General features: G+C 72.5%; 23 protein-coding genes. 20 read left to right on the forward strand and 3 right to left on the reverse strand.

Translation table 11 applies throughout. The features are described 5' to 3' along the window. The first annotated feature begins 3 nt into the window (after positions 1 to 3). From IF01_RS0126325 to IF01_RS0126395, 15 genes are all read left to right on the forward strand, one after another. A complete protein-coding gene (locus IF01_RS0126325; protein ID WP_244215629.1) occupies positions 4 to 1,011 on the forward strand; it encodes a phosphatidylinositol mannoside acyltransferase in 1,008 nt (335 codons plus the stop codon). Positions 1,012 to 1,075: 64 nt separating this feature from the next. Beyond that, positions 1,076 to 2,260 carry a glycosyltransferase family 4 protein gene (locus IF01_RS0126330; RefSeq protein WP_030396024.1) on the forward strand — a complete coding sequence of 395 codons (1,185 nt, stop codon included), beginning with the start codon at positions 1,076 to 1,078 and terminating at the stop codon, positions 2,258 to 2,260. A gap of 105 nt (positions 2,261 to 2,365) precedes the next feature. Next, positions 2,366 to 2,734, forward strand: a complete 369-nt coding sequence (locus IF01_RS0126335; protein ID WP_030396025.1) for a 5-carboxymethyl-2-hydroxymuconate Delta-isomerase — start codon at positions 2,366 to 2,368, stop codon at positions 2,732 to 2,734. A 74-nt stretch (positions 2,735 to 2,808) separates the two neighbouring features. After that, positions 2,809 to 3,309, forward strand: coding sequence for a hypothetical protein (locus IF01_RS0126340; RefSeq protein WP_078880321.1), 501 nt, complete (start codon positions 2,809 to 2,811; stop codon positions 3,307 to 3,309). Positions 3,310 to 3,521: 212 nt separating this feature from the next. Then, positions 3,522 to 4,433 carry a pyridoxal 5'-phosphate synthase lyase subunit PdxS gene (gene pdxS / locus IF01_RS0126345; RefSeq protein ID WP_030300161.1) on the forward strand — a complete coding sequence of 304 codons (912 nt, stop codon included), beginning with the start codon at positions 3,522 to 3,524 and terminating at the stop codon, positions 4,431 to 4,433. A gap of 88 nt (positions 4,434 to 4,521) precedes the next feature. Next, positions 4,522 to 5,139, forward strand: a complete 618-nt coding sequence (pdxT, locus tag IF01_RS0126350; protein ID WP_030396027.1) for a pyridoxal 5'-phosphate synthase glutaminase subunit PdxT — start codon at positions 4,522 to 4,524, stop codon at positions 5,137 to 5,139. Positions 5,140 to 5,231: 92 nt separating this feature from the next. Continuing rightward, positions 5,232 to 5,990: a YebC/PmpR family DNA-binding transcriptional regulator gene (locus tag IF01_RS0126355; RefSeq protein ID WP_030396028.1), complete on the forward strand. Its 759-nt coding sequence runs from the start codon at positions 5,232 to 5,234 to the stop codon at positions 5,988 to 5,990. Between the two features lie 129 nt (positions 5,991 to 6,119). Further along, the gene (ruvC, locus tag IF01_RS0126360; protein WP_030396029.1) at positions 6,120 to 6,674 is read left to right on the forward strand and encodes a crossover junction endodeoxyribonuclease RuvC; all 555 of its coding nucleotides are present in this window, start codon (positions 6,120 to 6,122) and stop codon (positions 6,672 to 6,674) included. Beyond that, positions 6,671 to 7,282 (forward strand): Holliday junction branch migration protein RuvA, encoded by a 612-nt coding sequence (gene ruvA / locus IF01_RS0126365; RefSeq protein WP_030396030.1) that lies wholly within the window; start codon positions 6,671 to 6,673, stop codon positions 7,280 to 7,282. Before ruvC ends, ruvA begins: the two co-directional genes overlap by 4 nt. Before the next feature lie 52 nt (positions 7,283 to 7,334). Continuing rightward, positions 7,335 to 8,426: a Holliday junction branch migration DNA helicase RuvB gene (ruvB, locus tag IF01_RS0126370; protein WP_030396031.1), complete on the forward strand. Its 1,092-nt coding sequence runs from the start codon at positions 7,335 to 7,337 to the stop codon at positions 8,424 to 8,426. 271 nt (positions 8,427 to 8,697) lie between these two features. Further along, the gene (gene yajC / locus IF01_RS42305) at positions 8,698 to 9,120 is read left to right on the forward strand and encodes a preprotein translocase subunit YajC (protein ID WP_051741811.1); all 423 of its coding nucleotides are present in this window, start codon (positions 8,698 to 8,700) and stop codon (positions 9,118 to 9,120) included. Between the two features lie 145 nt (positions 9,121 to 9,265). Further along, positions 9,266 to 11,113: a protein translocase subunit SecD gene (secD, locus tag IF01_RS0126380; RefSeq protein ID WP_375341001.1), complete on the forward strand. Its 1,848-nt coding sequence runs from the start codon at positions 9,266 to 9,268 to the stop codon at positions 11,111 to 11,113. Positions 11,114 to 11,117: 4 nt separating this feature from the next. Next, the gene (secF, locus tag IF01_RS0126385; RefSeq protein ID WP_030396034.1) at positions 11,118 to 12,218 is read left to right on the forward strand and encodes a protein translocase subunit SecF; all 1,101 of its coding nucleotides are present in this window, start codon (positions 11,118 to 11,120) and stop codon (positions 12,216 to 12,218) included. Between the two features lie 25 nt (positions 12,219 to 12,243). Further along, positions 12,244 to 12,795 (forward strand): adenine phosphoribosyltransferase, encoded by a 552-nt coding sequence (locus tag IF01_RS0126390; protein WP_030396035.1) that lies wholly within the window; start codon positions 12,244 to 12,246, stop codon positions 12,793 to 12,795. A 161-nt stretch (positions 12,796 to 12,956) separates the two neighbouring features. Then, positions 12,957 to 15,479, forward strand: a complete 2,523-nt coding sequence (locus tag IF01_RS0126395) for a RelA/SpoT family protein (protein ID WP_051756223.1) — start codon at positions 12,957 to 12,959, stop codon at positions 15,477 to 15,479. Positions 15,480 to 15,551: 72 nt separating this feature from the next. Here IF01_RS0126395 and IF01_RS0126400 read toward each other — a convergent pair whose 3' ends face one another. Both IF01_RS0126400 and IF01_RS0126405 read right to left on the reverse strand, forming a co-directional pair. Next, positions 15,552 to 16,781 carry a DUF349 domain-containing protein gene (locus IF01_RS0126400; protein ID WP_030396037.1) on the reverse strand — a complete coding sequence of 410 codons (1,230 nt, stop codon included), beginning with the start codon at positions 16,779 to 16,781 and terminating at the stop codon, positions 15,552 to 15,554. Positions 16,782 to 17,046: 265 nt separating this feature from the next. After that, on the reverse strand, positions 17,047 to 17,880 hold the full coding sequence (locus tag IF01_RS0126405; RefSeq protein ID WP_030396038.1) for a peptidylprolyl isomerase: 834 nt from the start codon (positions 17,878 to 17,880) through the stop codon (positions 17,047 to 17,049). 279 nt (positions 17,881 to 18,159) lie between these two features. On the opposite strand from IF01_RS0126405, the gene IF01_RS0126410 reads away from it, so the two are divergent. The 4 genes from IF01_RS0126410 to IF01_RS0126425 all read left to right on the forward strand — a co-directional run bounded on the left by IF01_RS0126410 (position 18,160) and on the right by IF01_RS0126425 (position 22,537). Next, positions 18,160 to 18,867: an MBL fold metallo-hydrolase gene (locus tag IF01_RS0126410; protein WP_030396039.1), complete on the forward strand. Its 708-nt coding sequence runs from the start codon at positions 18,160 to 18,162 to the stop codon at positions 18,865 to 18,867. Between the two features lie 11 nt (positions 18,868 to 18,878). Continuing rightward, entirely contained in the window at positions 18,879 to 20,141 is a 1,263-nt protein-coding gene (hisS, locus tag IF01_RS0126415) for a histidine--tRNA ligase (protein WP_030396040.1), read from the forward strand. Next, the gene (aspS, locus tag IF01_RS0126420) at positions 20,138 to 21,928 is read left to right on the forward strand and encodes an aspartate--tRNA ligase (protein WP_030396041.1); all 1,791 of its coding nucleotides are present in this window, start codon (positions 20,138 to 20,140) and stop codon (positions 21,926 to 21,928) included. Before hisS ends, aspS begins: the two co-directional genes overlap by 4 nt. A gap of 102 nt (positions 21,929 to 22,030) precedes the next feature. Continuing rightward, on the forward strand, positions 22,031 to 22,537 hold the full coding sequence (locus tag IF01_RS0126425) for a GNAT family N-acetyltransferase (protein ID WP_030396042.1): 507 nt from the start codon (positions 22,031 to 22,033) through the stop codon (positions 22,535 to 22,537). Here the strand turns inward: IF01_RS0126425 and IF01_RS0126430 are convergent. Further along, positions 22,534 to 23,520 (reverse strand): LysR family transcriptional regulator, encoded by a 987-nt coding sequence (locus IF01_RS0126430; RefSeq protein WP_030396043.1) that lies wholly within the window; start codon positions 23,518 to 23,520, stop codon positions 22,534 to 22,536. The genes IF01_RS0126425 and IF01_RS0126430 overlap by 4 nt on opposite strands. Positions 23,521 to 23,853: 333 nt before the next feature. On the opposite strand from IF01_RS0126430, the gene ppk2 reads away from it, so the two are divergent. After that, positions 23,854 to 24,639: a polyphosphate kinase 2 gene (ppk2, locus tag IF01_RS0126435; RefSeq protein ID WP_030396044.1), complete on the forward strand. Its 786-nt coding sequence runs from the start codon at positions 23,854 to 23,856 to the stop codon at positions 24,637 to 24,639. Positions 24,640 to 24,696 lie beyond the last annotated feature (57 nt).

The following is a 24,696-nucleotide window of genomic DNA, read 5'->3' on the forward strand; positions in this document are numbered from 1 at the left end:
GCGGTGAAGGAACGAGTGGTGGACCGGCTGGTGTACTCGGCGTACGCGGCGGGCTGGGCGGCGCTGAGGCATCTGCCGGAGCCGGCGGCGCGGGCGCTGTTCGACCGGCTGGCGGACTCGGCGTGGCGGCGGCGCGGCAAGCGGGTGCTGCAGTTGGAGGCGAATCTGCTGCGGGTGTGCCCGGACGCGGACGAGGCCCGGCTGCGGGAGCTGTCGCGGGCCGGGATGCGTTCGTACATGCGGTACTGGCAGGAGTCGTTCCGGCTGCCGGTCTGGGGCCGCGCGCGGGTGCTGCGGGACGTCCGGGTGGACGGTTTCGAGGAGCTGCGGGAGGTGCTGGAGTCGGGGCGGGGCGCGGTGGTGGCGCTGCCGCACATGGGCAACTGGGACCTGGCGGGGGCCTGGGTGGCCTCGCTGGGGTATCCGTTCACGACGGTGGCGGAGCGGTTGAAGCCGGAGCGGCTGTTCGACCGGTTCGTGGCGTTCCGCGAGAGCCTGGGCATGGAGGTGCTGCCGCTGACCGGCGGCTCGGTCAACGTGGTGGGCACCCTGGCGCGCCGGCTGCGGGCGGGGAAGCTGGTCTGCCTGGTGGGGGACCGCGACCTGTCGGAGGCGGGCATCGGGGTGTCGTTCTTCGGTGAGGCGACCCGGATGCCGGCCGGTCCGGCGGCGCTGGCCCAGCGGACCGGGGCGGCGCTGATGCCGGTCTCGCTCTGGTACGAGGGCCGGATCCTGCGGGGCCGGATCCATCCGGAGGTGCCGGTGCCGGCGGAGGGCGACCGGGCGGAGAAGACCAGGGTGATGACGCAGGCGATGGCCGACGTCTGGGAGGAAGCGATCCGGGAGCACCCGGAGGACTGGCACATGCTGCAGCGCTTCTGGCTGGCCGACCTCCCGGTCCGTGAGACGGTGGAAGCGGGGCCGGCCCGCCCCGCGGCCCCGGTGGTCGCGGCCCCGGTCGCCGCCGATCCGGTGGTCGCGGACCGGGCCGCCGAGGCCTCGGGGGCCTGAGGCCCTGCCCGTCGTCCGCGCCGCCCGTACCGCCCGCACCGTCCGCAGGATTTCGAGGAGACCCGTGAAGATCGGCATCGTCTGCCCGTACGACTGGGACGTCCCCGGTGGCGTGCAGTTCCACATCCGGGACCTCGCCGAGCACCTGATCGGCCTGGGCCACGCGGTGTCGGTGCTGGCGCCGGCCGAGGACGACGAGGCGCTGCCGCCGTACGTGGTCTCGGCGGGGCGGGCGGTGGCGGTGCCGTACAACGGTTCGGTGGCGCGGCTCAGTTTCGGGATCCTGTCGGCGGCCCGGGTGCGGCGGTGGCTGCACGACGGGCGGTTCGACATCCTGCACGTGCACGAGCCGGCCTCGCCGAGCCTGTCGATGCTGGCGGCCTGGTCGGCCTCGGGGCCGATGGTGGGCACCTTCCACACCTCGAACCCGCGCTCGCGGGCGATGATCGCGGCCTCGCCGATCCTCCAGCCGGGTCTGGAGAAGATGCGGGCCCGGATCGCGGTGAGCGAGTACGCGCGGCGCACCCTGGTGGAGCACCTGGGCGGGGACGCGGTGGTGATCCCCAACGGCGTGGACGTGGGCTTCTTCGCGGAGGCCGAGCCGGACGCGCGCTGGACCGGCGGGGCGGCCGACGGCGGGCCGGGGACGATCGGCTTCATCGGGCGGATCAACGAGCCGCGCAAGGGGCTGCCGACGCTGCTGGCGGCGCTGCCGCGGATCCTGGCGGAGCGGCCCGGGGTGCGGCTGCTGGTCGCGGGCAAGGGCGACGAGGAGGAGGCGGTCGCCGGGCTGGCGCCGGAGGTCCGCGCGCAGGTGGAGTTCCTCGGCATGGTGAGCGACCGGGACAAGGCCCGGCTGCTGCGCAGCGTGGACCTGTACGTGGCGCCCAACACCGGCGGCGAGAGCTTCGGGATCATCCTGGTCGAGGCGATGTCGGCGGGCGCGCCGGTGCTGGCGAGCGACCTGGACGCGTTCAAGCAGGTGCTGGACGGCGGGGACGCGGGCGAGCTGTTCCCGGTGGAGGACGCGGACGCGCTGGCGCGGACGGCGCTGCGGCTGCTGGGGGACCCGGGGCGGCTGGAGGAGCTGCGGAAGGCGGCGTCGCGGCATGTGCGCCGGTTCGACTGGTCGACCGTGGGCGCGGACATCCTGGCCGTCTACGAGACGGTGACGGCGGGCGCGGCGGCGGTGGTCGAGGAGGACGAGCGCAGCGGCCGGCGGGGCCGGTTCGGGCTGGCCCGGGACTGAGCCGGCGGCGGGGCGCGGATAGGGTCGGACGGTTGTCGCGTCGGATGTCCGGTGCGACGTCCGACGTCCTGTCCGCTGTCCCGACCGTGCCTCCGGAGGCCCCCGATGCCGCAGATCTCCGTCGACTACTCGCCGAGCCTGGCCGGCTCCTTCGACCGCCGTGAGCTGGGGGTGGCGATCAACCGGCTCGCGGTGGAGACCATCGGCGCGAAGCCGGAGGGCTGCAAGACGGTCTTCCGGCAGACCGATCCGGAGGTCGTGGTGGGCTTCGGTGAGCGGGCCGAGGCCCAGCTGTTCGTGCAGTTCCAGATCTTCCCGGGGCGGACCCCGGAGGCGAAGGCGGCGCTCACCGAGGCGGTGCTGGCGCTGCTGGCCGAGCGGGTGGCGCCGGCGCCGGGGGAGCGGCTGCAGCTCGCGGTGGACGTGCGCGACATCGACCGCGAGGCGTACCGGAACACGGCGGTCGAGGGGTGAACCGGAGACACCCGGTAGCGTAGCGCCCCGTGACTACGTGGATCTGGGCCGGCGTGGCCGTGGTGCTGTTCGGCATGTACCTGAGTTGGACGGCCGGGAGGCTGGACCGGCTGCACGCCCGGATCGACGCCGCCCGGGCGGCGCTGGACGCGCAGCTGGTCCGCCGGGCGTCGGTGGCGATGGAGCTGGCGACGTCCTCGCTGCTGGACCCGGCGGCCTCGCTGCTGCTGCTGGACGCGGCGCACGCGGCCCGGCAGGCGGAGGACGAGCAGCGCGAGGTGGCCGAGAGCCAGCTGAGCCTGGCGCTGCGGGCGGTGTTCGCGGAGCCGGAGCAGGTGGCGGTGCTGGTGGCCGAGCAGGGCGGCGAGGAGGCGGTGCGGGACCTGACGGCGGCGGTGCGGCGGGTGCCGATGGCGCGGCGGTTCCACAACGACGCGGTGCGGGCGGCGCGGGCGGTGCGGGAGCACCGGCTGGTGCGGTACTTCCGGCTGGCGGGCCGGGCGCCGTTCCCGATGGCGTTCGAGATGGACGACGCGCCGCCGTCGGCGCTCACTCCGGAGGGCGCGCCGGCGTAGGTGCGTGGGCGCGGGGCGCGCGGCGGGGACCGGACGGGGCAAGTCCGGCACGGCCGGGTGGGGTGTGTCTCACCCGCTGCGGCGGGTGGGTCCGGATCCGGCCTGTTTGTCGTATCCCGTCACCCACGCTGGACTTGGTGGCGCATGGAGGGGCCGTTTCTTCCGCCTACCATAGGGCGATAGCACTGGTTCATCTTCGAGTGAGGTCTCACGTGTCCACCACCCCCACCACCGCAGACCAGCCGCAGATCGGTACCGCCCGGGTCAAGCGCGGCATGGCCGAGCAGCTCAAGGGCGGTGTGATCATGGATGTGGTCAACGCCGAGCAGGCGAAGATCGCCGAGGACGCCGGCGCTGTGGCCGTCATGGCCCTGGAGCGCGTGCCGGCCGACATCCGCAAGGACGGCGGCGTGGCCCGCATGTCGGACCCGAACATGATCGAGGAGATCATCGCCGCGGTCTCGATCCCGGTCATGGCGAAGTCCCGGATCGGCCACTTCGTCGAGGCCCAGGTCCTCCAGTCGCTGGGTGTCGACTACATCGACGAGTCCGAGGTGCTGACCCCGGCCGACGAGGTCAACCACTCCGACAAGTTCGCGTTCACCACGCCCTTCGTCTGCGGTGCCACCAACCTGGGCGAGGCGCTGCGCCGCATCGCCGAGGGTGCGGCCATGATCCGCTCCAAGGGCGAGGCCGGTACCGGCAACGTCGTCGAGGCGGTCCGCCACCTGCGCCAGATCAAGAACGAGATCGCCAAGCTGCGCGGCTTCGACAACAACGAGCTGTACGCCGCCGCCAAGGAGCTCCGCGCCCCGTACGAGCTGGTCAAGGAGGTCGCCGAGCTGGGCAAGCTGCCGGTCGTGCTGTTCTCCGCCGGTGGTGTGGCCACCCCGGCCGACGCCGCGCTGATGCGCCAGCTGGGTGCCGAGGGCGTCTTCGTCGGCTCGGGCATCTTCAAGTCGGGCGACCCGGCGAAGCGTGCCGCCGCGATCGTCAAGGCCACCACCTTCTTCGACGACCCGAAGATCATCGCCGACGCCTCCCGCAACCTGGGCGAGGCCATGGTCGGCATCAACTGCGACACCCTGCCGGAGACCGAGCGCTACGCCAACCGCGGCTGGTAATACGCCTCCCACGGCCCGCCGCACGGTGTGATCATCGGCGCGGCGGGCCGCTGCGCGTCGTCCGTTCGAGAGTCAAGAGGTACGAGAAGTGTCCACTCCAGTCATCGGCGTCCTCGCCCTGCAGGGCGACGTCCGTGAGCACCTGATCGCGCTGGCCGAGGCCGACGCGCTGGCCCGTCCGGTCCGCCGGGTGGAGGAGCTGGCCGAGGTCGACGCGCTGGTGATCCCCGGCGGGGAGTCCACCACGATGTCCAAGCTGGCGCTGCTGTTCGGCGTGATGGGCCCGCTGCGCGAGCGGGTGGCGGCCGGGATGCCGGTGTACGGGACCTGCGCCGGCATGATCATGCTGGCCGACAAGATCCTGGACGGGCGCGAGGACCAGGAGACGGTGGGCGGGATCGACATGACCGTGCGCCGCAACGCCTTCGGCCGCCAGAACGAGTCCTTCGAGTCGGGCGTCGCCTTCGAGGGTCTGGACGAGGCGCCGGTGCACGGCGTCTTCATCCGCGCCCCGTGGGTGGAGGCGGTCGGCGCGGGTGTCCAGGTGCTGGCCGAGCTGCCGGCCGCCGACGGGCCGGACAGCCGGATCGTCGCGGTGCGCCAGGGCAACCTGCTGGCCACCTCGTTCCACCCCGAGCTCACCGGCGACCACCGGGTGCACGCCTACTTCGTGCGGATGGTCGAGGAGCACCTCGCCGCCGCGTGACGGTGCGCGAACGACCGTGTGCGGGCGAGGACCGACCGCACCGGTAAGATCTCATCTGTTCATTTCCCATTGGCGACGTAAAGGAGCTGGCGATGTCCGGCCACTCTAAGTGGGCTACCACCAAGCACAAGAAGGCCGTGATCGACGCCAAGCGCGGCAAGCTCTTCGCCAAGATGATCAAGAACATCGAGGTGGCGGCGCGCACCGGCGGTCCCGACGTGGGCGGCAACCCGACCCTCTACGACGCCATCCAGAAGGCGAAGAAGAGCTCGGTCCCGATCGACAACATCAACCGCGCCGTCAAGCGCGGTGGCGGTCTGGAGGCCGGCGGCGCCGACTACCAGACCATCATGTACGAGGGCTACGGCCCGAACGGTGTCGCGGTGCTCATCGAGTGCCTCACCGACAACCGCAACCGTGCCGCCTCCGACGTGCGCGTGGCGATGACCCGCAACGGCGGCTCGATGGCCGACCCGGGCTCGGTCTCGTACCTGTTCACCCGCAAGGGCGTCGTGATCGTCCCCAAGGCCGACGGCGTGGACGAGGACAAGCTCTTCGAGGTCGTGCTCGACCAGGAGCCCGAGGAGATCAACGACCTCGGCGACTCCTTCGAGATCGTGTCCGAGGCATCCAAGATGGTCGCGGTCCGCACCGCCCTGGTGGACGCCGGTGTCGACTACGACTCGGCCGAGGCCAACTTCCTGCCGAGCATGCAGGTCGAGCTGGACGTCGACGGCGCCCGCAAGATCCTGAAGCTGATCGACGCCCTGGAGGACAGCGACGACGTGCAGAACGTCTTCGCCAACTTCGACATCAGCGACGAGGTCGGTGCGCAGCTCGACTCCGAGTGATTGCGCCCCCTCCCGGCCCGGCGGTCCCCAGGACCGCCGGGCCGGTGTCGTCGGTGGCGCTGTCGGTGGTGGACGGTAGCCTTCGCAGGTCGGAGCACGTGCAAGGTCGGGACGGGAAAAGGGGGAGCCTTGGTTCGGGTGCTGGGGGTCGATCCGGGGCTGACCAGGTGCGGGATCGGCGTGGTCGAGGGCGCGCCGGGCCGGCCGCTGCGGATGCTCGGGGTGGGGGTGGTGCGCACCCCCGCGGAGGCGGAGATCGGGCCGCGGCTGCTGTTGGTCGAGCAGGGCATCGAGGCCTGGCTGGACGAGCACGAGCCGGAGCTGGTGGCCGTCGAGCGGGTCTTCGCCCAGCACAACGTCCGCACCGTGATGGGCACCGCGCAGGCCAGCGCGGTCGCGATGCTCTGCGCCACCCGGCGCGGCATACCGGTCACCCTGCACACCCCCAGTGAGGTCAAGGCCGCCGTCACCGGCTCCGGCCGGGCCGACAAGGCCCAGGTCACGGCGATGGTGCAGCGGCTGCTGCGGCTCGACGCGCCGCCGAAGCCGGCCGACGCCGCCGACGCGCTGGCGCTGGCCATCTGCCACATCTGGCGCGGCGGCGCCACCAACCGCCTGGAGGCCGCGATCAAGGCGGCCGCCCGCACCACCCCCTCGCCCGGCCCGAAAGGAACCCTCCGATGATCGCCTTCGTGCAAGGACCCGTGGCGGCGATCTCCGCCGGCCTCGCGGTGGTGGAGGTCGGCGGTGTCGGCATGGCGGTGCAGTGCACGCCGGCCACCTTGGCCAGCCTGCGGCTGGGCGAGCCGGCCCGGCTGGCCACCTCGCTGGTGGTCCGGGAGGACTCGCTGACCCTGTTCGGCTTCGCGGACGACGACGAGCGCGCCGTCTTCGAGATCCTCCAGGCCGCGCCCGGCGTCGGCCCGAAGCTGGCGCAGGCCGTGCTCGGGGTGCACAGCCCGGACGCGCTGCGCGCCGCGGTGGCGAGCGGCGACGAGAAGGCGCTGGTGGCGGTGCCCGGCATCGGCAAGGCCAAGGCGGCCAAGCTGCTGCTGGAGTACAAGGACAAGCTGGGCGCGCCGCACGGCGCGGTGCCGGCGCAGAAGCCGGTCGCGACCGGGCCGGCGCCCTGGGGCGAGCAGCTGCACTCCGCGCTGGTGGGTCTCGGCTACGCGCCCCGCGAGGCGGACGAGGCGGTCGCCGCCGTCACCCCGGAGGCGGAGGCCCAGTCGACGCCGGACGTCGGAGCGCTGCTGCGGCTCGCGCTGCGCGGCCTCAACCGTTCGCGCTGAAGCCAGCTGACGACCCGTCACTTTGTCGACACCGATGTGGGAGCCCCCGCCGATGAGCCCGTACGACTCCGAGCCCGCCGACCGGCTGGTGACCGCCGCCGCCGACGGTGAGGACCAGGCCGTCGAGGCGGCGCTGCGCCCCAAGCTCCTGGACGAGTTCATCGGCCAGGAGCGGGTGCGCGAGCAGCTGTCGCTGGTGCTCCAGGCGGCCCGCCGGCGCGGCTCCGCGCCCGACCACGTGCTGCTCAGCGGCCCGCCCGGGCTCGGCAAGACCACCCTGTCGATGATCATCGCGGCCGAGCTGGGAGCCCCGATCCGGATCACCTCCGGGCCGGCGATCCAGCACGCGGGGGACCTCGCGGCGATCCTCTCCTCGCTCGCCGAGGGGGAGGTGCTCTTCCTCGACGAGATCCACCGGATGTCCCGGCCCGCCGAGGAGATGCTCTACATGGCGATGGAGGACTTCCGGGTCGACGTGATCGTCGGCAAGGGGCCGGGCGCGACCGCCATCCCGCTGGAGCTGCCGCCGTTCACCCTGGTCGGCGCGACCACCCGGGCCGGTCTGCTGCCGCCGCCGCTGCGGGACCGGTTCGGCTTCACCGGCCACATGGAGTTCTACGCCCCGGCCGAGCTGCAGCGGGTGGTGCACCGCTCGGCGGCGCTGCTGGACGTGGAGATCGACCCGGCCGGCGCGGCCGAGATCGCTGGCCGCTCCCGGGGGACGCCGCGGATCGCCAACCGGCTGCTGCGCCGGGTCCGGGACTACGCGCAGGTGCGGCACGACGGCGTGGTGACCGCCGAGATCGCCGGCCGGGCGCTGGAGGTCTACGAGGTCGACGCCCGTGGTCTGGACCGGTTGGACCGCGCGGTGCTGGGCGCCCTGCTGAGGCTCTTCGGCGGCGGCCCGGTCGGGCTGTCCACCCTGGCGGTCGCGGTCGGCGAGGAGGCCGAGACGGTCGAGGAGGTCGCCGAGCCGTTCCTGGTCCGGGAGGGCCTGCTGGCCCGCACCCCGCGCGGGCGGATCGCCACCGCCGCGGCCTGGCAGCACCTGGGCCTCGTCCCGCCGGACCGGGCGGGCCGCGGCGCGGTGCCCGCCCAGCCCGAGCTCTTCGCCCCCGGCGGGCCCCGGAGCCCCGAGAACTGAGCGGGAACCCGGGCGGGAGGCCGAACGGGTGAGGGCGGAGCGTATGCGGAGCGTGTGCGCCCGCTGTCGGGGCAGGTGCGGGATCCGGGGGAGAAGTCCCGGGAAACTGTGCAGGCGGAGGCTCGCCACTTTCGGCGGCAGGATGCGATGCTTGGCGTTGTCCGATCAGTTCGGGGTCGCCTAGACTCCGCCGGACCGCCCCTCTCACCCGACGGGACGACCATTACCACACAGGCCGCCGGCCGGCGGCCCGTAAAGGACCCTGGCTGCAGTGAACCTCATCATCCTTCTCCTCCCGATCCTCGCGATCGTGCTCATGTTCCGGTCGCAGAAGAAGCGCCAGTCGCAGATGCAGCAGATGCAGACCGCGCTGGAGCCCGGGGCGGGAGTCCGGACCATCGGTGGTCTGTACGCGCGGGTGAAGGCGGTCAACGAGGAGACCGTCGAGCTGGAGATCGCGCCGGGCGTGGTCAGCCACTTCACCAAGAGTGCGATCGCGGCGGTCATGGACCCCGCGGACTACGACGCGATCATCAACGGCCGCCCCGCCGAGGACGAGCCGGTCGACGCCGCGGACGCCGTGGACGCCGAGATCGAGCCGGTCGCGGCCGAGCCGCTGTCGTTCACCAAGGACGACGCCGCCAAGGGCGACGCGAAGGCCGAGGCCGAGGGCGGCGCTCCCGCGAGCAAGTAGTACGGCCGGGCAACCCGCCCGGTCGCGCGGCGCAACGCCGCGAGCCCACAGGACTCAGGGCCGCAGTTCCGCCACACCCCGTCCAGCCACGAGCCGGGCGGGGTCCGGTGGGGGGAAGTGGCATGGACAGGGAGAAACGAGCAAGGTGGCAACACCCAAGTCGCGCCCGCGCGACGGCTACCCAGGGCGGGCGCTGGCCCTCATCCTGGTCGTCACCGTCGGACTGGTCGCCCTCATGTTCGGGACGGGCAACACCAAGCCCCGCCTCGGGATCGACCTCGCCGGCGGTACCAGCATCACGCTGAGTGCGAAGTCGAGCGACCCCAAGGCGATCAACAAGTCCAACATGGACATCGCCACCGGGATCATCGAGCAGCGGGTCAACGGGATGGGCGTCTCCGAGGCGGAGGTGCAGACCCAGGGTGACCGCAACATCATCGTGAACATCCCCAAGGGCGGGGACAAGCAGACCGCGGCCGACCAGGTCGGCACCACCGCGAAGCTGTTCTTCCGCCCGGTCCTCGCCCTCGCCCCGAGCGGCGTCCAGGCCCCGGCCCCGAGCGCGACCCCGTCCACCGGCGCGACCGGCACCCCGGCCGCGACCGGCACCCCGGCTGCCGCGCCCGCCGCGACCGGGACGGGCACCGCCGCCCCGAGCGCCGCCGCCGGCACGCCGAGCGCGAGCGCCACCAAGCAGGGCCGCCCGGCCGGTGAGGCCCTCGCGGCCGACAACACGCCGTCGCCGGTCGCCACCACCGGTGCCGCGGCCTCCGCCACCCCGAGCGCCGCCCCGGCCGCCGCGACCGGCGCGCCGTCGGCCGCCGCCACCCCCCCGGCCACCCCGGACCTCTCCGCCGCGATGACCTCGGGCACCGTGCCCCCCGCGCTGGCCGCGCAGTTCGCCGCGCTGGACTGCAGCAAGCCGGAGCAGCGGAACAAGAACTACCAGGGCGAGGACGGCGCGCCGACCGTCGCCTGCACGCAGAAGGACGAGAAGGGCCTGTTCTACAAGCTCGCGCTCGGCCCCGTCGCGGTCGAGGGCAAGAACGTGTCCAAGGCCCAGGCGAGCATCGACACCCAGCAGGGCGGCGGCTGGCAGGTCCAGCTGCAGTTCGACGGCAAGGGCACCGACGCGTTCACCGCCGTCACCGGCCAGCTGGCCACCCAGCCGGACCCGACCAACCAGTTCGCCATCGTGCTGGACGGCCAGGTCGTCTCCCACCCGTACGTCCGCGGCGCCATCCCCGGCGGCTCGGCCGTGATCTCCGGCAACTTCGGCCAGGAGGAGGCGCAGAGCCTCGCCAACGTGCTGAGCTTCGGCGCCCTGCCGCTGGAGTTCACCACCAGCGACGTCACCACGGTCTCCCCGCAGCTCGGCGGCGACCAGCTGAAGGCCGGCCTGGTCGCCGGTCTGATCGGCATGATCCTGGTGGTCCTGTACTCGCTGGTCTACTACCGCGGCCTGGGCCTGGTCTCGATCGCCGGTCTGCTCGTCTCGGCGGCCCTGACCTACTCGATCATGAGCCTGCTCGGCGGCGGGATCGGCTTCGCGCTGAACCTGCCCGCGGTCTGCGGCGCCATCGTCGCCATCGGTATCACCGCGGACTCCTTCATCGTGTACTTCGAGCGCATCCGCGACGAGGTCCGCGAGGGGGCGCTGCTGCGCCCGGCCGTCCAGCGGGCCTGGCCGCGCGCCCGGCGCACCATCCTGGTGTCGGACTTCGTCTCCTTCCTCTGTGCCGCCGTGCTCTACGTGGTCTCGGTCGGCAAGGTGCAGGGCTTCGCGTTCACGCTGGGCCTGACCACGGCGCTCGACGTCGTGGTGATCTTCCTCTTCACCAAGCCGCTGATCACGCTGCTGGCCCGCCGGAAGTTCTTCTCCGACGGCCACCCGTGGTCCGGTCTGGACCCGAAGCGGCTGGGCGCCCGTCCGCCGCTGCGCAGCACCCGTCGTCGCAACCCTTCTTCCTCCGCCGCCGTGAAGGGGGCCTGACACCGTGTCGCGCTTCTCCAATCTGGGCCACAGGCTCTACCAGGGCGAGGTCAGCTTCGACTTCGTCGGCCGTCGCAAGCTCTGGTACAGCATCTCCGGTGTGATCGTCCTGGTCGCCGCGATCGGTCTGGCGATGGGCCTGCACCTGGGCATCGAGTTCAAGGGCGGTTCGGTCTACACCGTGACCAAGCCCGGGCTCTCGGTGTCGCAGGCCCAGGACGCCGTCGACAAGATCGTGTCCTCGCACCCGCTGGTGCAGTCGACCGACAACGGCAAGATCCGGATCCAGATCTCCTCCGAGGACAAGACCACCGCCTCGGAGTTCACCAGCAAGCTCGCCCCGGCGATCGGCGTCCCCGCCGCCGAGATCGACACCCAGGTGATCGGCCCCAGCTGGGGTGAGCAGATCTCCAACAAGGCGATCACCGGCCTGGTCATCTTCATGATCCTGGTCACGATCTACCTGGCGATCGCCTTCGAGTGGCGGATGGCGGTGGCCGCCCTGGTCGCCCTCATCCACGACCTCCTGATCACCATCGGCGTCTACGCCCTGGTCGGCTTCGAGGTCACCCCGGGTACCGTGATCGGCTTCCTGACCATCCTCGGCTACTCGCTCTACGACACGGTCGTCGTCTTCGACACCGTGAAGGAGAACGCCAAGGGGCTCACCAAGCAGAACAGGATCACCTACAGCGAGGCGGCCAACGCGGGCCTCAACCAGACCCTGGTCCGCTCGCTCAACACCACGGTGGTCGCCCTGCTCCCGGTGGCGGCGCTGCTGTTCATCGGTGGCGGTCTGCTCGGTGCCGGCACCCTGAACGACATCTCGCTGGCCCTGTTCATCGGTCTCGCCGCCGGTGCCTACTCCTCCATCTGCGTCGCCACCCCGCTGCTCGCGCAGCTCAAGGAGGAGCAGCCGGAGATGAAGGCCCTCGCCAAGCGGGTGGCCCAGCGCCGCGCCGCCGAGGCCAAGGCCGCCGCGGCGGCGGAGGCCGGCGACGGCGAGGAGATCGCGGACGAGGACCTGCCGGCGGGTATGGTCGGTCAGCGCGGCCGGGCGGCCGGCACCACGCGTGCCAAGGGCCGTCCGTCCACCAAGCGCTGATCCCCGCCGACCGTAAGGACCCTTCGTGACCACCGCCGACACCGCGCTGACCGAGCTGCTCACCAGCCGGATCCGGGACGTCCCGGACTACCCGAAGCCGGGCGTGCTGTTCAAGGACATCGCGCCGCTGCTCGCCGACGCCGAGGCCTTCGCCGCGCTCACCCGGGTGCTGGCGGAGCGGGCGCGGGAGCTCGGGGCCACCAAGGTGGTCGGTCTGGAGGCACGCGGGTTCGTGCTGGCGGCCCCGGCGGCCTTCGCGGCCGGGCTCGGCTTCGTGCCGATCCGCAAGGCGGGCAAGCTGCCCGGCGAGGTGTTCCGGCGCTCGTACGAGCTGGAGTACGGCTCGGCGACGCTGGAGGTGCAGTGCGACGCCTTCGCGCCCGGTGAGCGGGTGCTGGTGGTGGACGACGTGCTGGCCACCGGCGGGACCGTCGGTGCCTCGCTGGACCTGGTCCGGGAGGCCGGGGCCGAGCTCGCCGGGGTGGTGGTGCTGATGGAGCTGGGCTTCCTCGGCGGCCGCGAGCGGCTCGCCCCGCACCTGGGCGGCGCTCCGCTGGAGACGCTGGTCATGGTCTGACACGGTCGTGGTCCTCCGGTACCGGTCACGGTCCGAGGACGCACGACCCGGACGGGCGGCGGTCGGAATCATCCGGCCGCCGCCCGTCGTTGTGTCCGGGGTGTGTCCGGTCCGTGTGCGGGGCCCGGCCGACCGAACGGCCCGGCGCCAGGCTCGGTACCATGAAGATTCATCCCCTCCCGGTTGTGCGAGGCGCGGTTCGAGCCGCACGGCGCCCGCGGGGGGCAGGCCGAGTGCCCCGAGGAGTGTCCTTGCCCGACGAGGTTGTGCCCAAGGCCGCTGCGGCCGCCCCCGAGAACCGTCCCACGCCCTCGGGGGCCACCCCGGCCCGCCCGGCGCCGACCCCGTCCCGCCCGTCCGCGCCGGGCGGCCGGGCCCCCACCGCCGGCGGCATGCGCGCCCGCCTCGCCCGTCTCGGCGGCCAGCGCTCCAGCGTCCTCAACCCGGTGCTGGAGCCGCTGTTCCGCTCCATCCGGGCCAACGACCCCAAGGCCGATCCGGCGCTGCTGCGGGACATCGAGAAGGCGTACGCGGTCGCCGAGAAGTGGCACCGCGGGCAGAAGCGCAAGAGCGGCGACCCCTACATCACCCACCCGCTGGCGGTCGCCACCATCCTGGCCGAGCTGGGCATGGACGCCCCGACCCTGATGGCCGGGCTGCTGCACGACACCGTCGAGGACACCGACTACGGCCTGGAGACCCTGCGCAAGGACTTCGGCGACTCGGTGGCCCTGCTGGTCGACGGCGTCACCAAGCTGGACCGGGTCAAGTTCGGCGAGGCCGCGCAGGCCGAGACCGTCCGCAAGATGGTCGTCGCGATGGCCAAGGACCCCCGGGTCCTGGTGATCAAGCTGGCCGACCGGCTGCACAACATGCGCACCATGCGCTACCTCAAGCGGGAGAAGCAGGAGAAGAAGGCCCGCGAGACGCTGGAGATCTACGCCCCGCTGGCGCACCGGCTGGGCATGAACACCATCAAGTGGGAGCTGGAGGACCTCGCCTTCGCGATCCTCTACCCCAAGATGTACGACGAGATCGTCCGGCTGGTCGCCGAGCGCGCCCCCAAGCGGGACGAGTACCTGGCGACCGTCATCGACCAGGTCCAGGGCGACCTGCGCGGCGCCCGGATCACCGCCTCCGTCACCGGCCGACCCAAGCACTACTACTCGGTCTACCAGAAGATGATCGTCCGGGGCCGGGACTTCGCCGAGATCTACGACCTGGTGGGCATCCGGGTCCTGGTCGACACCGTCCGCGACTGCTACGCGGCGCTGGGCACCATCCACGCGCGGTGGAACCCGGTGCCGGGGCGGTTCAAGGACTACATCGCGATGCCCAAGTTCAACATGTACCAGTCGCTGCACACCACGGTGATCGGTCCCGGGGGCAAGCCGGTCGAGCTGCAGATCCGCACCTTCGACATGCACCGCCGGGCCGAGTACGGCATCGCCGCGCACTGGAAGTACAAGCAGCGGGCGGTGGCCGGCGCCTCCAAGGTGCGCACCGACACCCCGACCCAGACCCGCAAGGACGACAAGGCCGGCGCCGTCAACGAGATGGCCTGGCTGCGGCAGCTGCTGGACTGGCAGAAGGAGACCGCCGACCCGGGCGAGTTCCTGGAGTCGCTCCGCTTCGACCTGGCCAGCAACGAGGTCTTCGTCTTCACGCCCAAGGGCGACGTCATAGCGCTCCCGGCCGGCGCCACCCCGGTGGACTTCGCGTTCGCGGTGCACACCGAGGTCGGCTACCGCACCATAGGGGCCCGGGTGAACGGGCGGCTGGTGCCGCTGGAGTCGACCCTGGAGAACGGCGACACCGTCGAGGTGTTCACCTCCAAGGCGGAGAACGCCGGACCCTCCCGGGACTGGCTGGGCTTCGTCAAGTCGCCGCGGGCCCGCAACAAGATCCGGGCCTGGTTCTCCAAGGAGCGCCGCGAGGAGGCGATCGAGCAGGGCAAGGAGGCGATCGTCCGGGCGATGCGCAAGCAGGGCCTGCCGATCCAGCGGATCCTCACCGGGGACTCGCTGGTCACCCTCGCCCACGAGATGCGCTACCCCGACATCTCCTCGCTGTACGCGGCCATCGGCGAGGGCCATGTCGCGGCGCAGAACATCGTCCAGAAGCTGGTGCAGGCGCTGGGCGGCGAGGAGGGCGCCACCGAGGACCTCGCCGAGACGGCCACGCCCACGCACGACAACCGGCGCGCGGCGCGCCGCCGGGCCAAGGGCGACCCGGGCGTGATCGTCAAGGGCGTCGAGGACGTCTGGGTGAAGCTGTCGCGCTGCTGCACCCCGGTCCCGGGCGACGGCATCGTGGGCTTCATCACCCGCGGCAACGGCGTCTCGGTGCACCGCGCCGACTGCGTCAACGTGGAGGCGCTCAGCCAGCAGCCCGAGCGGATGATCGACGTCGAGTGGGCGGCCACCCAGTCCTCGGTCTTCCTGGTGGCGATCCAGGTCGAGGCGCTGGACCGCTCCCGGCTGCTCTCGGACGTCACCCGGGTGCTGTCGGACCAGCACGTCAACATCCTGTCGGCGGCGGTGCAGACCTCCCGCGACCGGGTGGCGATGAGCCGGTTCACCTTCGAGATGGGCGACCCCAAGCACCTCGGCCACGTCCTCAAGGCGGTCCGCGGCGTCGAGGGCGTCTACGACGTCTACCGCGTCACCTCGGCCCGCAAGTAGCGGCCGCCGACAGCGCGAAGGGCCCCCGGGGAGCGCTCCCCGGGGGCCCTTCGCACGCTGTCAGTGGCCGGATCAGCCGCTGAACTCCTCCTGGCTGCGGTGGGCCTGCTGCAGCAGCTCCTCGACGCCGGCCAGCTCGGACTCCAGCTTCGCCGTCCGGGAGGCGTTGCCGGCCGCGCGGGCCTTGTCGAGGTCGGTGCGGAGCTTGTCGGCCTTGGCCTGGAACAGGCCGACCATGCCGGCCGCGCGGGCCTTGGCCTCCGGGTTGGAGCGCTTCCACTCGTTTTCCTCGGCCTCGCGGATCGCCCGCTCGACCGTGTTCAGCCGGCCGTCCAGCTTCGGGCGGACGTCGCGCGGCACGTGGCCGATGGCCTCCCAGCGCTCGTTGATCTCGCGCAGCGCCGCCTTGGCGGCCTTGAGATCGGTGATCGGCAGGATGGTCTCGGCCTCGGCCGCCAGCGCCTCCTTGAGCTTCTGGTTGGCCACCTGCTCGGCGTCACGCTCGCTGAACACCGCCGAACGCGCCTGGAAGAAGACGTCCTGGGCGCCGCGGAACCGCGCCCACAGCTCGTCCTCGATGTCGCGCTGGGCGCGGCCGGCGGCCTTCCAGCGCGCCATCAGGTCGCGGTAGCCGGCCGCGGTGTCGCCCCAGTCGGTGGACGAAGAGAGCGCCTCGGCCTCGGTGACCAGCTGCTCCTTGGTGAGCCGGGCCTGCTCGCGCTCGGCGTCCAGCGACGCGAAGTGCGACTTGCGGTGCTTGGAGAAGACCGAGCGGGCGTGCGAGAAGCGGTGCCACAGCTCGTCGTCGCTCTTGCGGTCCAGCCGGGGCAGGGCCTTCCAGGTGTCCACCAGGGCGCGCAGCCGGTCGCCGGCCTCCCGCCACTGGGTGGACTCGGCGAGCTGCTCGGCCTCGGCGACCAGCGCCTCCTTGGCGGCGCGGGTCTCGTCCTGGGCCTTGGCGCGGGCGGCCTTGCGCTCCTCGCGACGGCTGTCGATCTCGCCGGTGAGCGTGTCCAGGCGCTTCGCCAGCGCGGCCAGGTCGCCCACCGCGTGCGCCTCGGTGACCTGCTCGCGCAGGTGCTCCAGCGCGGCCTGCGCGTCCTTGGCGGCCAGGTCGGTGGTGCGCACCCGCTTCTCCAGCAGGCCGATCTCCACCTCGATGCCCTGGTACTTGCGCTCGAAGTAGGCGAGCGCCTCCTCGGGCGAGCCGGCCTGCCAGGAGCCGACGACGCGTTCGCCGTCCGCGGTCCTGACGTAGACCGTGCCCTGCTCGTCGACACGGCCCCACGGGTCGCTGCTCATAGCGCGTCCTCCACATGACGTCGCGCCCACCGCCGGGGCGGAAGGCGTCCGTCGTCCACAGTTGATGTGCGGCGGACCGATGAGTCCGCCGTCCCCGTCCGCCGTGTCCTGCTTGCCGAGGGTGACGGCCGGCGGGTCTGGGCACCCTATACAACGCCAACATAGGCGACCAGGCCCGGTGCTGTCCGCATCCGGGCCGGGCGATTTCGGGTCCGGGGCCGCCCGGCGGGCCGCGGGGGCGCCGCCGGGCCGGTCCCGGGGTGGATCAACCCTTGGCGGCGGTCACCGAGTTGAGGGTGACGTCGGCCATCGGGTGGCCGTCCGTGCCGCCTTCCAGGGTGCCCGCGGCGGCGATCTTCTGGAGCACGTCCAGACCGCCGGTGATCTTGCCGAAGGGGGTGTAGTTCGGCGGCAGCTGGGTGTCCTTGTAGACCAGGAAGAACTGGCTGCCGTTGGTGCCGGGGCCGGAGTTGGCCATCGCCACGGTGCCGGCCGGGTAGGTCGCGCCGGTGAGGTTCTCGTCGGCGAACTTGTAGCCCGGGCCGCCGGTGCCGCCGGGGGCGGTCGCGCTGGCGGTCGGGTCGCCGCACTGCAGCACGAAGATGCCGTCGGTGGTGAGGCGGTGGCACTTGGTGTGGTCGAAGTACTGCTCGCCGGCCAGGAAGGCGAAGGAGTTGACCGTGTGCGGGGCCTTGGCGGCGTCCAGCGCCAGCGTCACCTTGCCGCAGTTGCTGTCCAGCGTCGCGGTGTAGGTCGCCTTGGCGTCCACGGTCATGGCCGGCTCGGCCTGCCACTGCTTGCCGTTCGGGGCGCCCGGGGCGGCCTCGCCGCAGCCCTCGACCGCCTTGCGGGTCGGGACCGACGGCTCGGTCGGAGTGGGCGCGGCCTGGGCGGCGGGGTCGCTCTTCTTCTTGTCGTCCGAGTCGAAGGCGCCGGTCGCGAACAGGGTGCCGCCGCCGGCCAGCACGACCACCGCCAACGCCGCGCCGAGCACGCTGTTGCGGCGCTTGCGCGCGGCCGCCGCGGCGGCCCGGCGCTCCGCCTGGCGTTCGTACTTGTCCCGGGCGAGCTGCCGCCGCCGCTGTTCGCTGGTGACCACCGGCTTTGTCTCCTACGGATGTGCTGGTCGCTGATGTGTGGGCCTCGTGTGTGCGATGCCGATGCGGATCATCGCACCCATCGGCGGCCAAGTGTAGGGACCGCGACCGTAAGAACGGGGTGAACCTGTCAGGTCGAAGTGAACCTGTCACCCGGATCTGGTTCGCAACCGGACCCGGACCGCCGGTAGGCTGCCCCTGCAGTCACAGCTTGTAGCAGCAGCCGGAGCCACCGCGGCGGCCGAAGCCCGAGAGACCGAGACCGACACCGAAGGACGCGCGTGTTCATCGCCGGATTCCCCGCAGGAGCCTGGGGCACCAACTGCTACCTGGTCGCGCCGGGACCGGGCGAGGAGTGCGTCATCGTCGATCCGGGCCACCAGGCCGCCGCCGGCGTCGAGGAACTCGTCCGCGAGCACCGGCTGAAGCCGGTCGCGGTACTGCTCACCCACGGCCACATCGACCACGTCGCCTCCGTGGTCCCGGTCTGCGGCGCCAAGGGCGTCCCGGCCTGGATCCACCCCGAGGACCGCTACATGATGAGCGACCCCGAGCGGGCGCTCGGCCGCTCCCTGGGCACCCAGCTGATGGGCGAGCTCACCGTCGGCGAGCCGGACGACGTCCGCGAGCTGACCGACGGCAGCGTGCTGGAGCTCGCGGGCCTCTCGCTCACCGTCGACCACGCCCCCGGCCATACCGGGGGGTCGGTGACGTTCCGGACGCCCGGCGCCGAGGAACTCCCTCCGGTGCTCTTCTCGGGCGACCTGCTCTTCGCCGGCTCCATAGGGCGGACGGACCTCCCGGGCGGGGACAGCGAGGCGATCATGCGCTCGCTGGCCCGGGTGTGCCTGCCCCTCGACGACGCCACCGTGGTCCTCTCCGGCCACGGCGGACAGACCACCATCGGCCGCGAGCGCGCCACCAACCCCTACCTCCGACAGGCAGCGGGGGCGGACGGCGCCCCGGCCTTCCCGCGACGAGGAATGTGACGGAAGAGAAGTTGAGCACCTTCACCGCCCCCAAGGGCACCTACGACCTGCTGCCGCCCAGCTCCGCGACCTTCCTGGCGATCCGCGAGGCCATCGCCGCCCCCGCCCGCCGGGCCGGCTACGGGTACATCGAGACCCCGGTCTTCGAGGACGTCAAGCTGTTCTCCCGCGGTGTCGGCGAGTCCACCGACATCGTCTCCAAGGAGATGTACACCCTCACCACCAAGGGCGGCGACGAGCTCGCGCTGCGCCCCGAGGGCACCGCCTCCGTGCTGCGCGCCGCGCTCCAGGCCAACCTGCACAAGCAGGGCAACCTGCCGGTCAAGCTCTGGTACTCCGGCTCGTACTACCGCTACGAGCGCGCCCAGAAGGGCCGCTACCGCCAGTTCTCGCAGGTCGGCGCCGAGGCGATCGGCGCGGAGGACCCGGCGCTGGACGCCGAGCTGATCATCCTCGCCGACGACGCCTTCCGCGCGCTCGGCCTGAGCGACTACTCGCTGCTGCTCAACAGCCTCGGCGACAAGCAGTGCCGCCCGGTCTACCGCACCGCCCTGATCGACTTCCTGGCCGGCCTGGACCTCGACGAGGACACCCGCCGCCGCGCCGAGATCAACCCGCTGCGCGTCCTCGACGACAAGCGCGAGTCCGTGCAGGCCCAGCTCGTCGGCGCCCCGATGCTGCGCGACTACCTCTGCAAGGACTGCAAGTCGTACGACGAGAAGGTCCGCGAGCTGCTCACCGCCAACGGCGTGGCCTTCACCGACGACCCCAAGCTGGTCCGCGGGCTGGACTACTACACCCGCACCACCTTCGAGTTCGTCCACAACGGCCTCGGCGCCCAGTCCGCCATCGGCGGCGGCGGCCGCTACGACGGCCTGTCCGAGATGATCGGCGGCCCCGCGCTGCCCTCGGTCGGCTGGGCGCTCGGCGTGGACCGCACCTTCCTGGCCCTGGAGGCCGAGGGCGTCGCCCTCGACCTGCCGGCCGCCACCTCCGTCTACGCCGTCGCGCTCGGCGAGGAGGCCAAGAACGTCCTGTTCGCCAAGGTGGTCGAGCTGCGCCGGGCCGGCGTCGCCACCGACCTCGCCTTCGGCGTCAAGAGCATCAAGAACGCCATGAAGTCCGCCGACCGATCCGGCGCCCGCTTCGCCCTGGTCGCCGGCGACCGGGACCTCGCGGAGGGCGTGGTCCAGCTCAAGGACCTCACCACCGGCGAGCAGAACCCCGTCGCCCTCGACGCACTCGTCACCACCCTGAAGGAGAAGCAGCTGTGATCCGCACGCACGACGCGGGCACGCTCCGCCCGGAGCACGCAGGCACCACCGTCACCCTGGCCGGCTGGGTCGCCCGCCGCCGCGACCACGGCGGCGTCGCCTTCATCGACCTGCGCGACGCCTCCGGCACCGTGCAGATCGTGGTCCGCGACCTCGACTCGGTGCACGGCCTGCGCGCCGAGTACTGCGTCAAGGTGGTCGGCGACGTCCGGGTCCGCCCCGAGGGCAACGAGAACCCCGACATCCCGACCGGCGCCGTCGAGGTCGTGGTCAGCGCGATCGAGGTCCTCTCCGAGGCCGCTCCGCTGCCGTTCCCGGTCGCCGAGTACGAGCCCGGCACGGTCAACGAGGAGGTCCGCCTCCGCTACCGCTACCTCGACCTGCGCCGCGAGGGCCCGGCCAAGGGCCTGCGCCTGCGCTCCAAGGTCAACAACATCATCCGCCGGGTGATGGAGGACAACGACTACCTCGACATCGAGACGCCGTACCTCACCCGCTCCACCCCCGAGGGCGCCCGCGACTTCCTGGTCCCGGTCCGCCTCCAGCCCGGCCACTGGTACGCCCTGCCGCAGTCGCCCCAGCTGTTCAAGCAGCTGCTGATGGTGGCCGGCATGGAGCGCTACTACCAGATCGCCCGCTGCTTCCGCGACGAGGACTTCCGCGCCGACCGCCAGCCGGAGTTCACCCAGCTCGACATCGAGGCCTCCTTCGTCGACCAGGAGGACATCCTGGCCCTCGGCGAGAAGATCATCGGCTCGATCTGGCGCGAGGTCCACGGCTACGAGGTCCCGAACCCGCTGCCGCGGATGACCTACGCCGACGCCATGGGCCGCTACGGCTCGGACAAGCCGGACGTCCGCTTCGGCCAGGAACTCACCGACCTCACCGAGTACTTCCGGGGCACCGAGTTCCGCGTCTTCCAGGCCCCGTACGTCGGCGCCGTGGTCATGCCCGGCGGTGCCTCGCAGCCGCGCAAGCAGCTCGACGCCTGGCAGGACTGGGCCAAGGCGCGCGGCGCCAAGGGCCTCGCCTACGTGCTCATCGACGCCGAGACCGGCGAGCTGCGCGGCCCGGTCGCCAAGAACCTCTCCGAGGAGCACCTGGCCGGCCTCGCCGCCGCCGCCGGTGCCAAGAACGGCGACGCGGTCTTCTTCGCGGCCGGCAAGGAGCGCCCCTCGCAGGAGCTGCTCGGCGCCGCCCGACTGGAGATCGGCCGCCGCTGCGAGCTGATCGACGAGTCCCAGTGGGCCTTCCTCTGGGTCGTCGACTTCCCGATGTTCGAGCCGATCGAGGACGACAAGGGCGCCTTCCAGGGCTGGCACGCGGTGCACCACCCGTTCACCGCCCCCACCGCCGAGTCGCTGGCGACCTTCGACACCGACCCGGGCAGCGCCCTGTCCAACGCCTACGACCTCGTGCTCAACGGCTCGGAGCTGGGCGGCGGTTCGATCCGTATCCACCAGCGCGACGTGCAGAAGCGGGCGTTCGACGCGATCGGCCTCTCCGAGGAGGAGGCCGCCTCGCAGTTCGGCTTCCTGCTGGACGCCTTCAACTACGGCCCGCCGCCGCACGGTGGCGTCGCCTTCGGCCTCGACCGGATCGTCACCCTGCTCGGCGGGTACGACACCATCCGGGACGTCATCGCCTTCCCGAAGACGTCCACCGGCGGCGACCCGCTGACCGGCGCCCCCACCCCGATCACCCCGGCGCAGCGCCGCGAGGCCGGCGTGGACGCCCAGCCGAAGGTCCGCGAGGACGCCAAGTCCGAGGCGCAGCCGAAGGCCTGACATTCCGTCGGCCGGCATCGGCTAACCTTTCACGGCCCCGGACAGCAACCGCGCTGTCCGGGGCCGGTCCACAACGGCGTGCGACAGAGAGAGGGATCCCCTGTGAAGGTCAGTACCAGAATCGAGTGTCCCGAGGACGCTCCTGCCACCAGACGAGTCCACATGGCCGCCTTCCCCGGCCCCGACGAGGCCGACCTGGTCGACGCGCTGCGCCGCGACCCGGCCTGGGTGCCGGAGCTGTCGGTGGTCGCCGTCGACGACACCGGGCTGGTCGTCGGCCACGCGCTGCTGTCCCGGCTGCGGGTCGGCGAGGGCGCCGGGCTGGCGCTCGCGCCGGTCGCCGTCGCGCCCGAGTGGCAGCGCAAGGGAGTCGGCGAGCTGGTGGTCCGGGCCGCGCTGGCGGCCGCCGAGGAGGCCGGCGAGAAGCTCGTCGTCGTGCTCGGCGACCCGGACTACTACGGGCGCTTCGGCTTCATCCCGGCCCAGCGGCACGAGGTGAGCGGCCCGTTCGAGGTGCCCGAGGGGTACTTCCAGACGCTCGCCCTGCCCGGCTACGACGGCTCCCCGAGCGGCCTGTGCCGCTACCCGGAGCCCTTCGAGGCCGTCTAGGACGTTCCGGGGCTCTCCGGGGCCTCCTGGGGCGCGTCCTGCGACGGGCCCGGCGGGGTGTCCCGAGCCCCCCGCCCGTCGACCCGGTTCCCGAGACCTACCGTGGCCCGGCAGCTGCGCACGAACGCGGCCATGGCAGGTGTCGGCGTCCGGTCCTTGGGCCAGTACAGCCCGACCTGGCTCGGGCTCAACCCTCGCACCGGCCGGTACGCGACATCCTCGCGCGGTGCCAGCCGACTCATTGTCTCCGGGGCGAAGCCGACGCCCTGGCCGCACACCACCGCGGCCAGCCACTCGTCGGTGTTGTGCGCCACCGCGCCGATCCGCACCGGTCGCCCGCCCCGCTCCCGGACCGCCAGCCAGTAGTCCCGCCAGTGCCCGGACTCGTGCGGGATCGCCACGAAGGGCTCGTCGAGCAGCTCCTCGAAGTCGATCACCGCACGCCCGGCCAGCCGGTGCCCGGCCGGCAGCGCCGCGCAGCGCGGCTCCTCGCCCAGCACGGCCACGTTGTAGCGCCGGGCCAGCGAGGGCGGCGCGTGCCAGAGGGTCAGGTCGATCTCGCCGGTGGCCAGGCCGGAGGTCGGGTCGAACCAGTTGTTCTGCCGCAGCTCCACCTGCCAGCCCGGCATCCGCCGGGCGAAGTCCGCGACCGTGCGCCGGGTCATCAGGTTGATGATGCCGCCCTCGAAGCCCACCCGGAGCGTCGAGCCGTGCTCCGCCGAGGCCGCCCGGGTGGCGCGCAGCGCCTCCTCCCAGCCGGCCATCAGCGCGTCGGTGTGCGCGGCCAGCGCCAGGCCGGCCCGGGTCGGGGTCATGCCGTGCCGCGAGCGTTCGAACAGCTCGACCCCGAGCAGGGTCTCCAGCTGCCGGATCTGCTTGGTCAGCGCCGGCTGGGAGACCAGCAGCCGGGCCGCCGCCGCGGTCAGCTGCCCCTCCTCGCAGACCGCGGCGAAGCCGCGCAGCAGACGGGTGTCGACATCCATGCCCCCAGGTTATGGAACCGGCGATTGGACCCGTTCGGCAGGGCTGGGTCATGGTGGGTCGTTCGGTCTTCGGACCGGTCGACGGGGGAGCCCGGCAGCGACGGTTCAGGGGGCCGCCGGTGCCGGGCCGGAACCCTCCCGGCGCGCTGCCGCCGCCCGGCCGGGACCTGCGGGCGCCCGCCCCAGGACGTACGGTGAGGGATCATCAGCACCCCGCCGAACGGAGACGCCCAGGTGGCAGCCAAGGCCCAGCGCGAGCGGAGCGCCCCCGAGGGGCGGAGCACCCAGGACCGGCCGGCCGGTCCGGACGGGCCCGGCGGTCGGGCCGACAGGCTGGCGAGGAAGCCGTACGAGCGCGAACTGCTCCGGCTCCAGCACGAGCTGGTGAAGCTCCAGGAATGGGTGCGCGCCGAGGGCGCCCGGCTGGTGGTGGTGTTCGAGGGGCGGGACGCGGCCGGCAAGGGCGGTGCGATCAAGCGGGTGACGGAGTATCTGAACCCGCGCATCGCCCGGGTCGCCGCACTGCCCGCGCCGACCGAGCGCCAGCGCACCCAGTGGTACTTCCAGCGGTACGTCGAGCACCTGCCGGCCGCCGGGGAGATCGTGCTGTTCGACCGCAGCTGGTACAACCGCGCCGGGGTGGAGCGGGTGATGGGCTTCTGCAGCGAGGAGGAGTACTGGCAGTTCCTGCACCAGGCCCCGATCTTCGAGCGGATGCTCGCCGAGTCCGGACTGCTGCTGCGCAAGTACTGGTTCTCGGTCAGCGACACCGAGCAGGAGCGGCGCTTCCGGGACCGGCTGGCGGACCCGATGAGGCGCTGGAAGCTCTCGCCGATGGACGTCGAGTCGATCACCCGCTGGGAGGACTACTCGCGGGCCAAGGACGAGATGTTCCTGCACACCGACACCCCGGAGTCGCCCTGGCACGTGGTGGAGAGCGACGACAAGCGGCGGGCCCGGATCAACATGATCGCCCACCTGCTCTCCACCGTCCCCTACCGCGAGGTGGGCCCGCGGCCGATCGAGCTGCCGGAGCGCCCGGCCTCGCAGGGCTACCGGCGGCCGCCGCGGGACCTCCAGAAGTACGTGCCGGACCACGCGGCCCGGCTCGACGGGTAGCGCCTCTCCCGGGGCCGGAGCCGGAGCCGGGGGCGGCCGCCGTCGCGGTCGCGGTCG

Origin of the sequence: Kitasatospora purpeofusca (assembly GCF_000718025.1) — a bacterium.
Taxonomy (GTDB): domain Bacteria; phylum Actinomycetota; class Actinomycetes; order Streptomycetales; family Streptomycetaceae; genus Kitasatospora; species Kitasatospora purpeofusca.

Coding starts and splice junctions, on each gene's coding strand:
- IF01_RS0126335 (WP_030396025.1), top strand. CDS start 2,366: ATGCCGCAGATCTCCGTCGACTACTCGCCGAGCCTGGCCGGCTCCTTC.
- IF01_RS0126340 (WP_078880321.1), top strand. CDS start 2,809: ATGTACCTGAGTTGGACGGCCGGGAGGCTGGACCGGCTGCACGCCCGG.
- IF01_RS0126355 (WP_030396028.1), top strand. CDS start 5,232: ATGTCCGGCCACTCTAAGTGGGCTACCACCAAGCACAAGAAGGCCGTG.
- ruvA (WP_030396030.1), top strand. CDS start 6,671: ATGATCGCCTTCGTGCAAGGACCCGTGGCGGCGATCTCCGCCGGCCTC.
- ruvB (WP_030396031.1), top strand. CDS start 7,335: ATGAGCCCGTACGACTCCGAGCCCGCCGACCGGCTGGTGACCGCCGCC.
- IF01_RS0126395 (WP_051756223.1), top strand. CDS start 12,957: ATGAAGATTCATCCCCTCCCGGTTGTGCGAGGCGCGGTTCGAGCCGCA.
- IF01_RS0126400 (WP_030396037.1), bottom strand. CDS start 16,781: ATGAGCAGCGACCCGTGGGGCCGTGTCGACGAGCAGGGCACGGTCTAC.
- IF01_RS0126430 (WP_030396043.1), bottom strand. CDS start 23,520: ATGGATGTCGACACCCGTCTGCTGCGCGGCTTCGCCGCGGTCTGCGAG.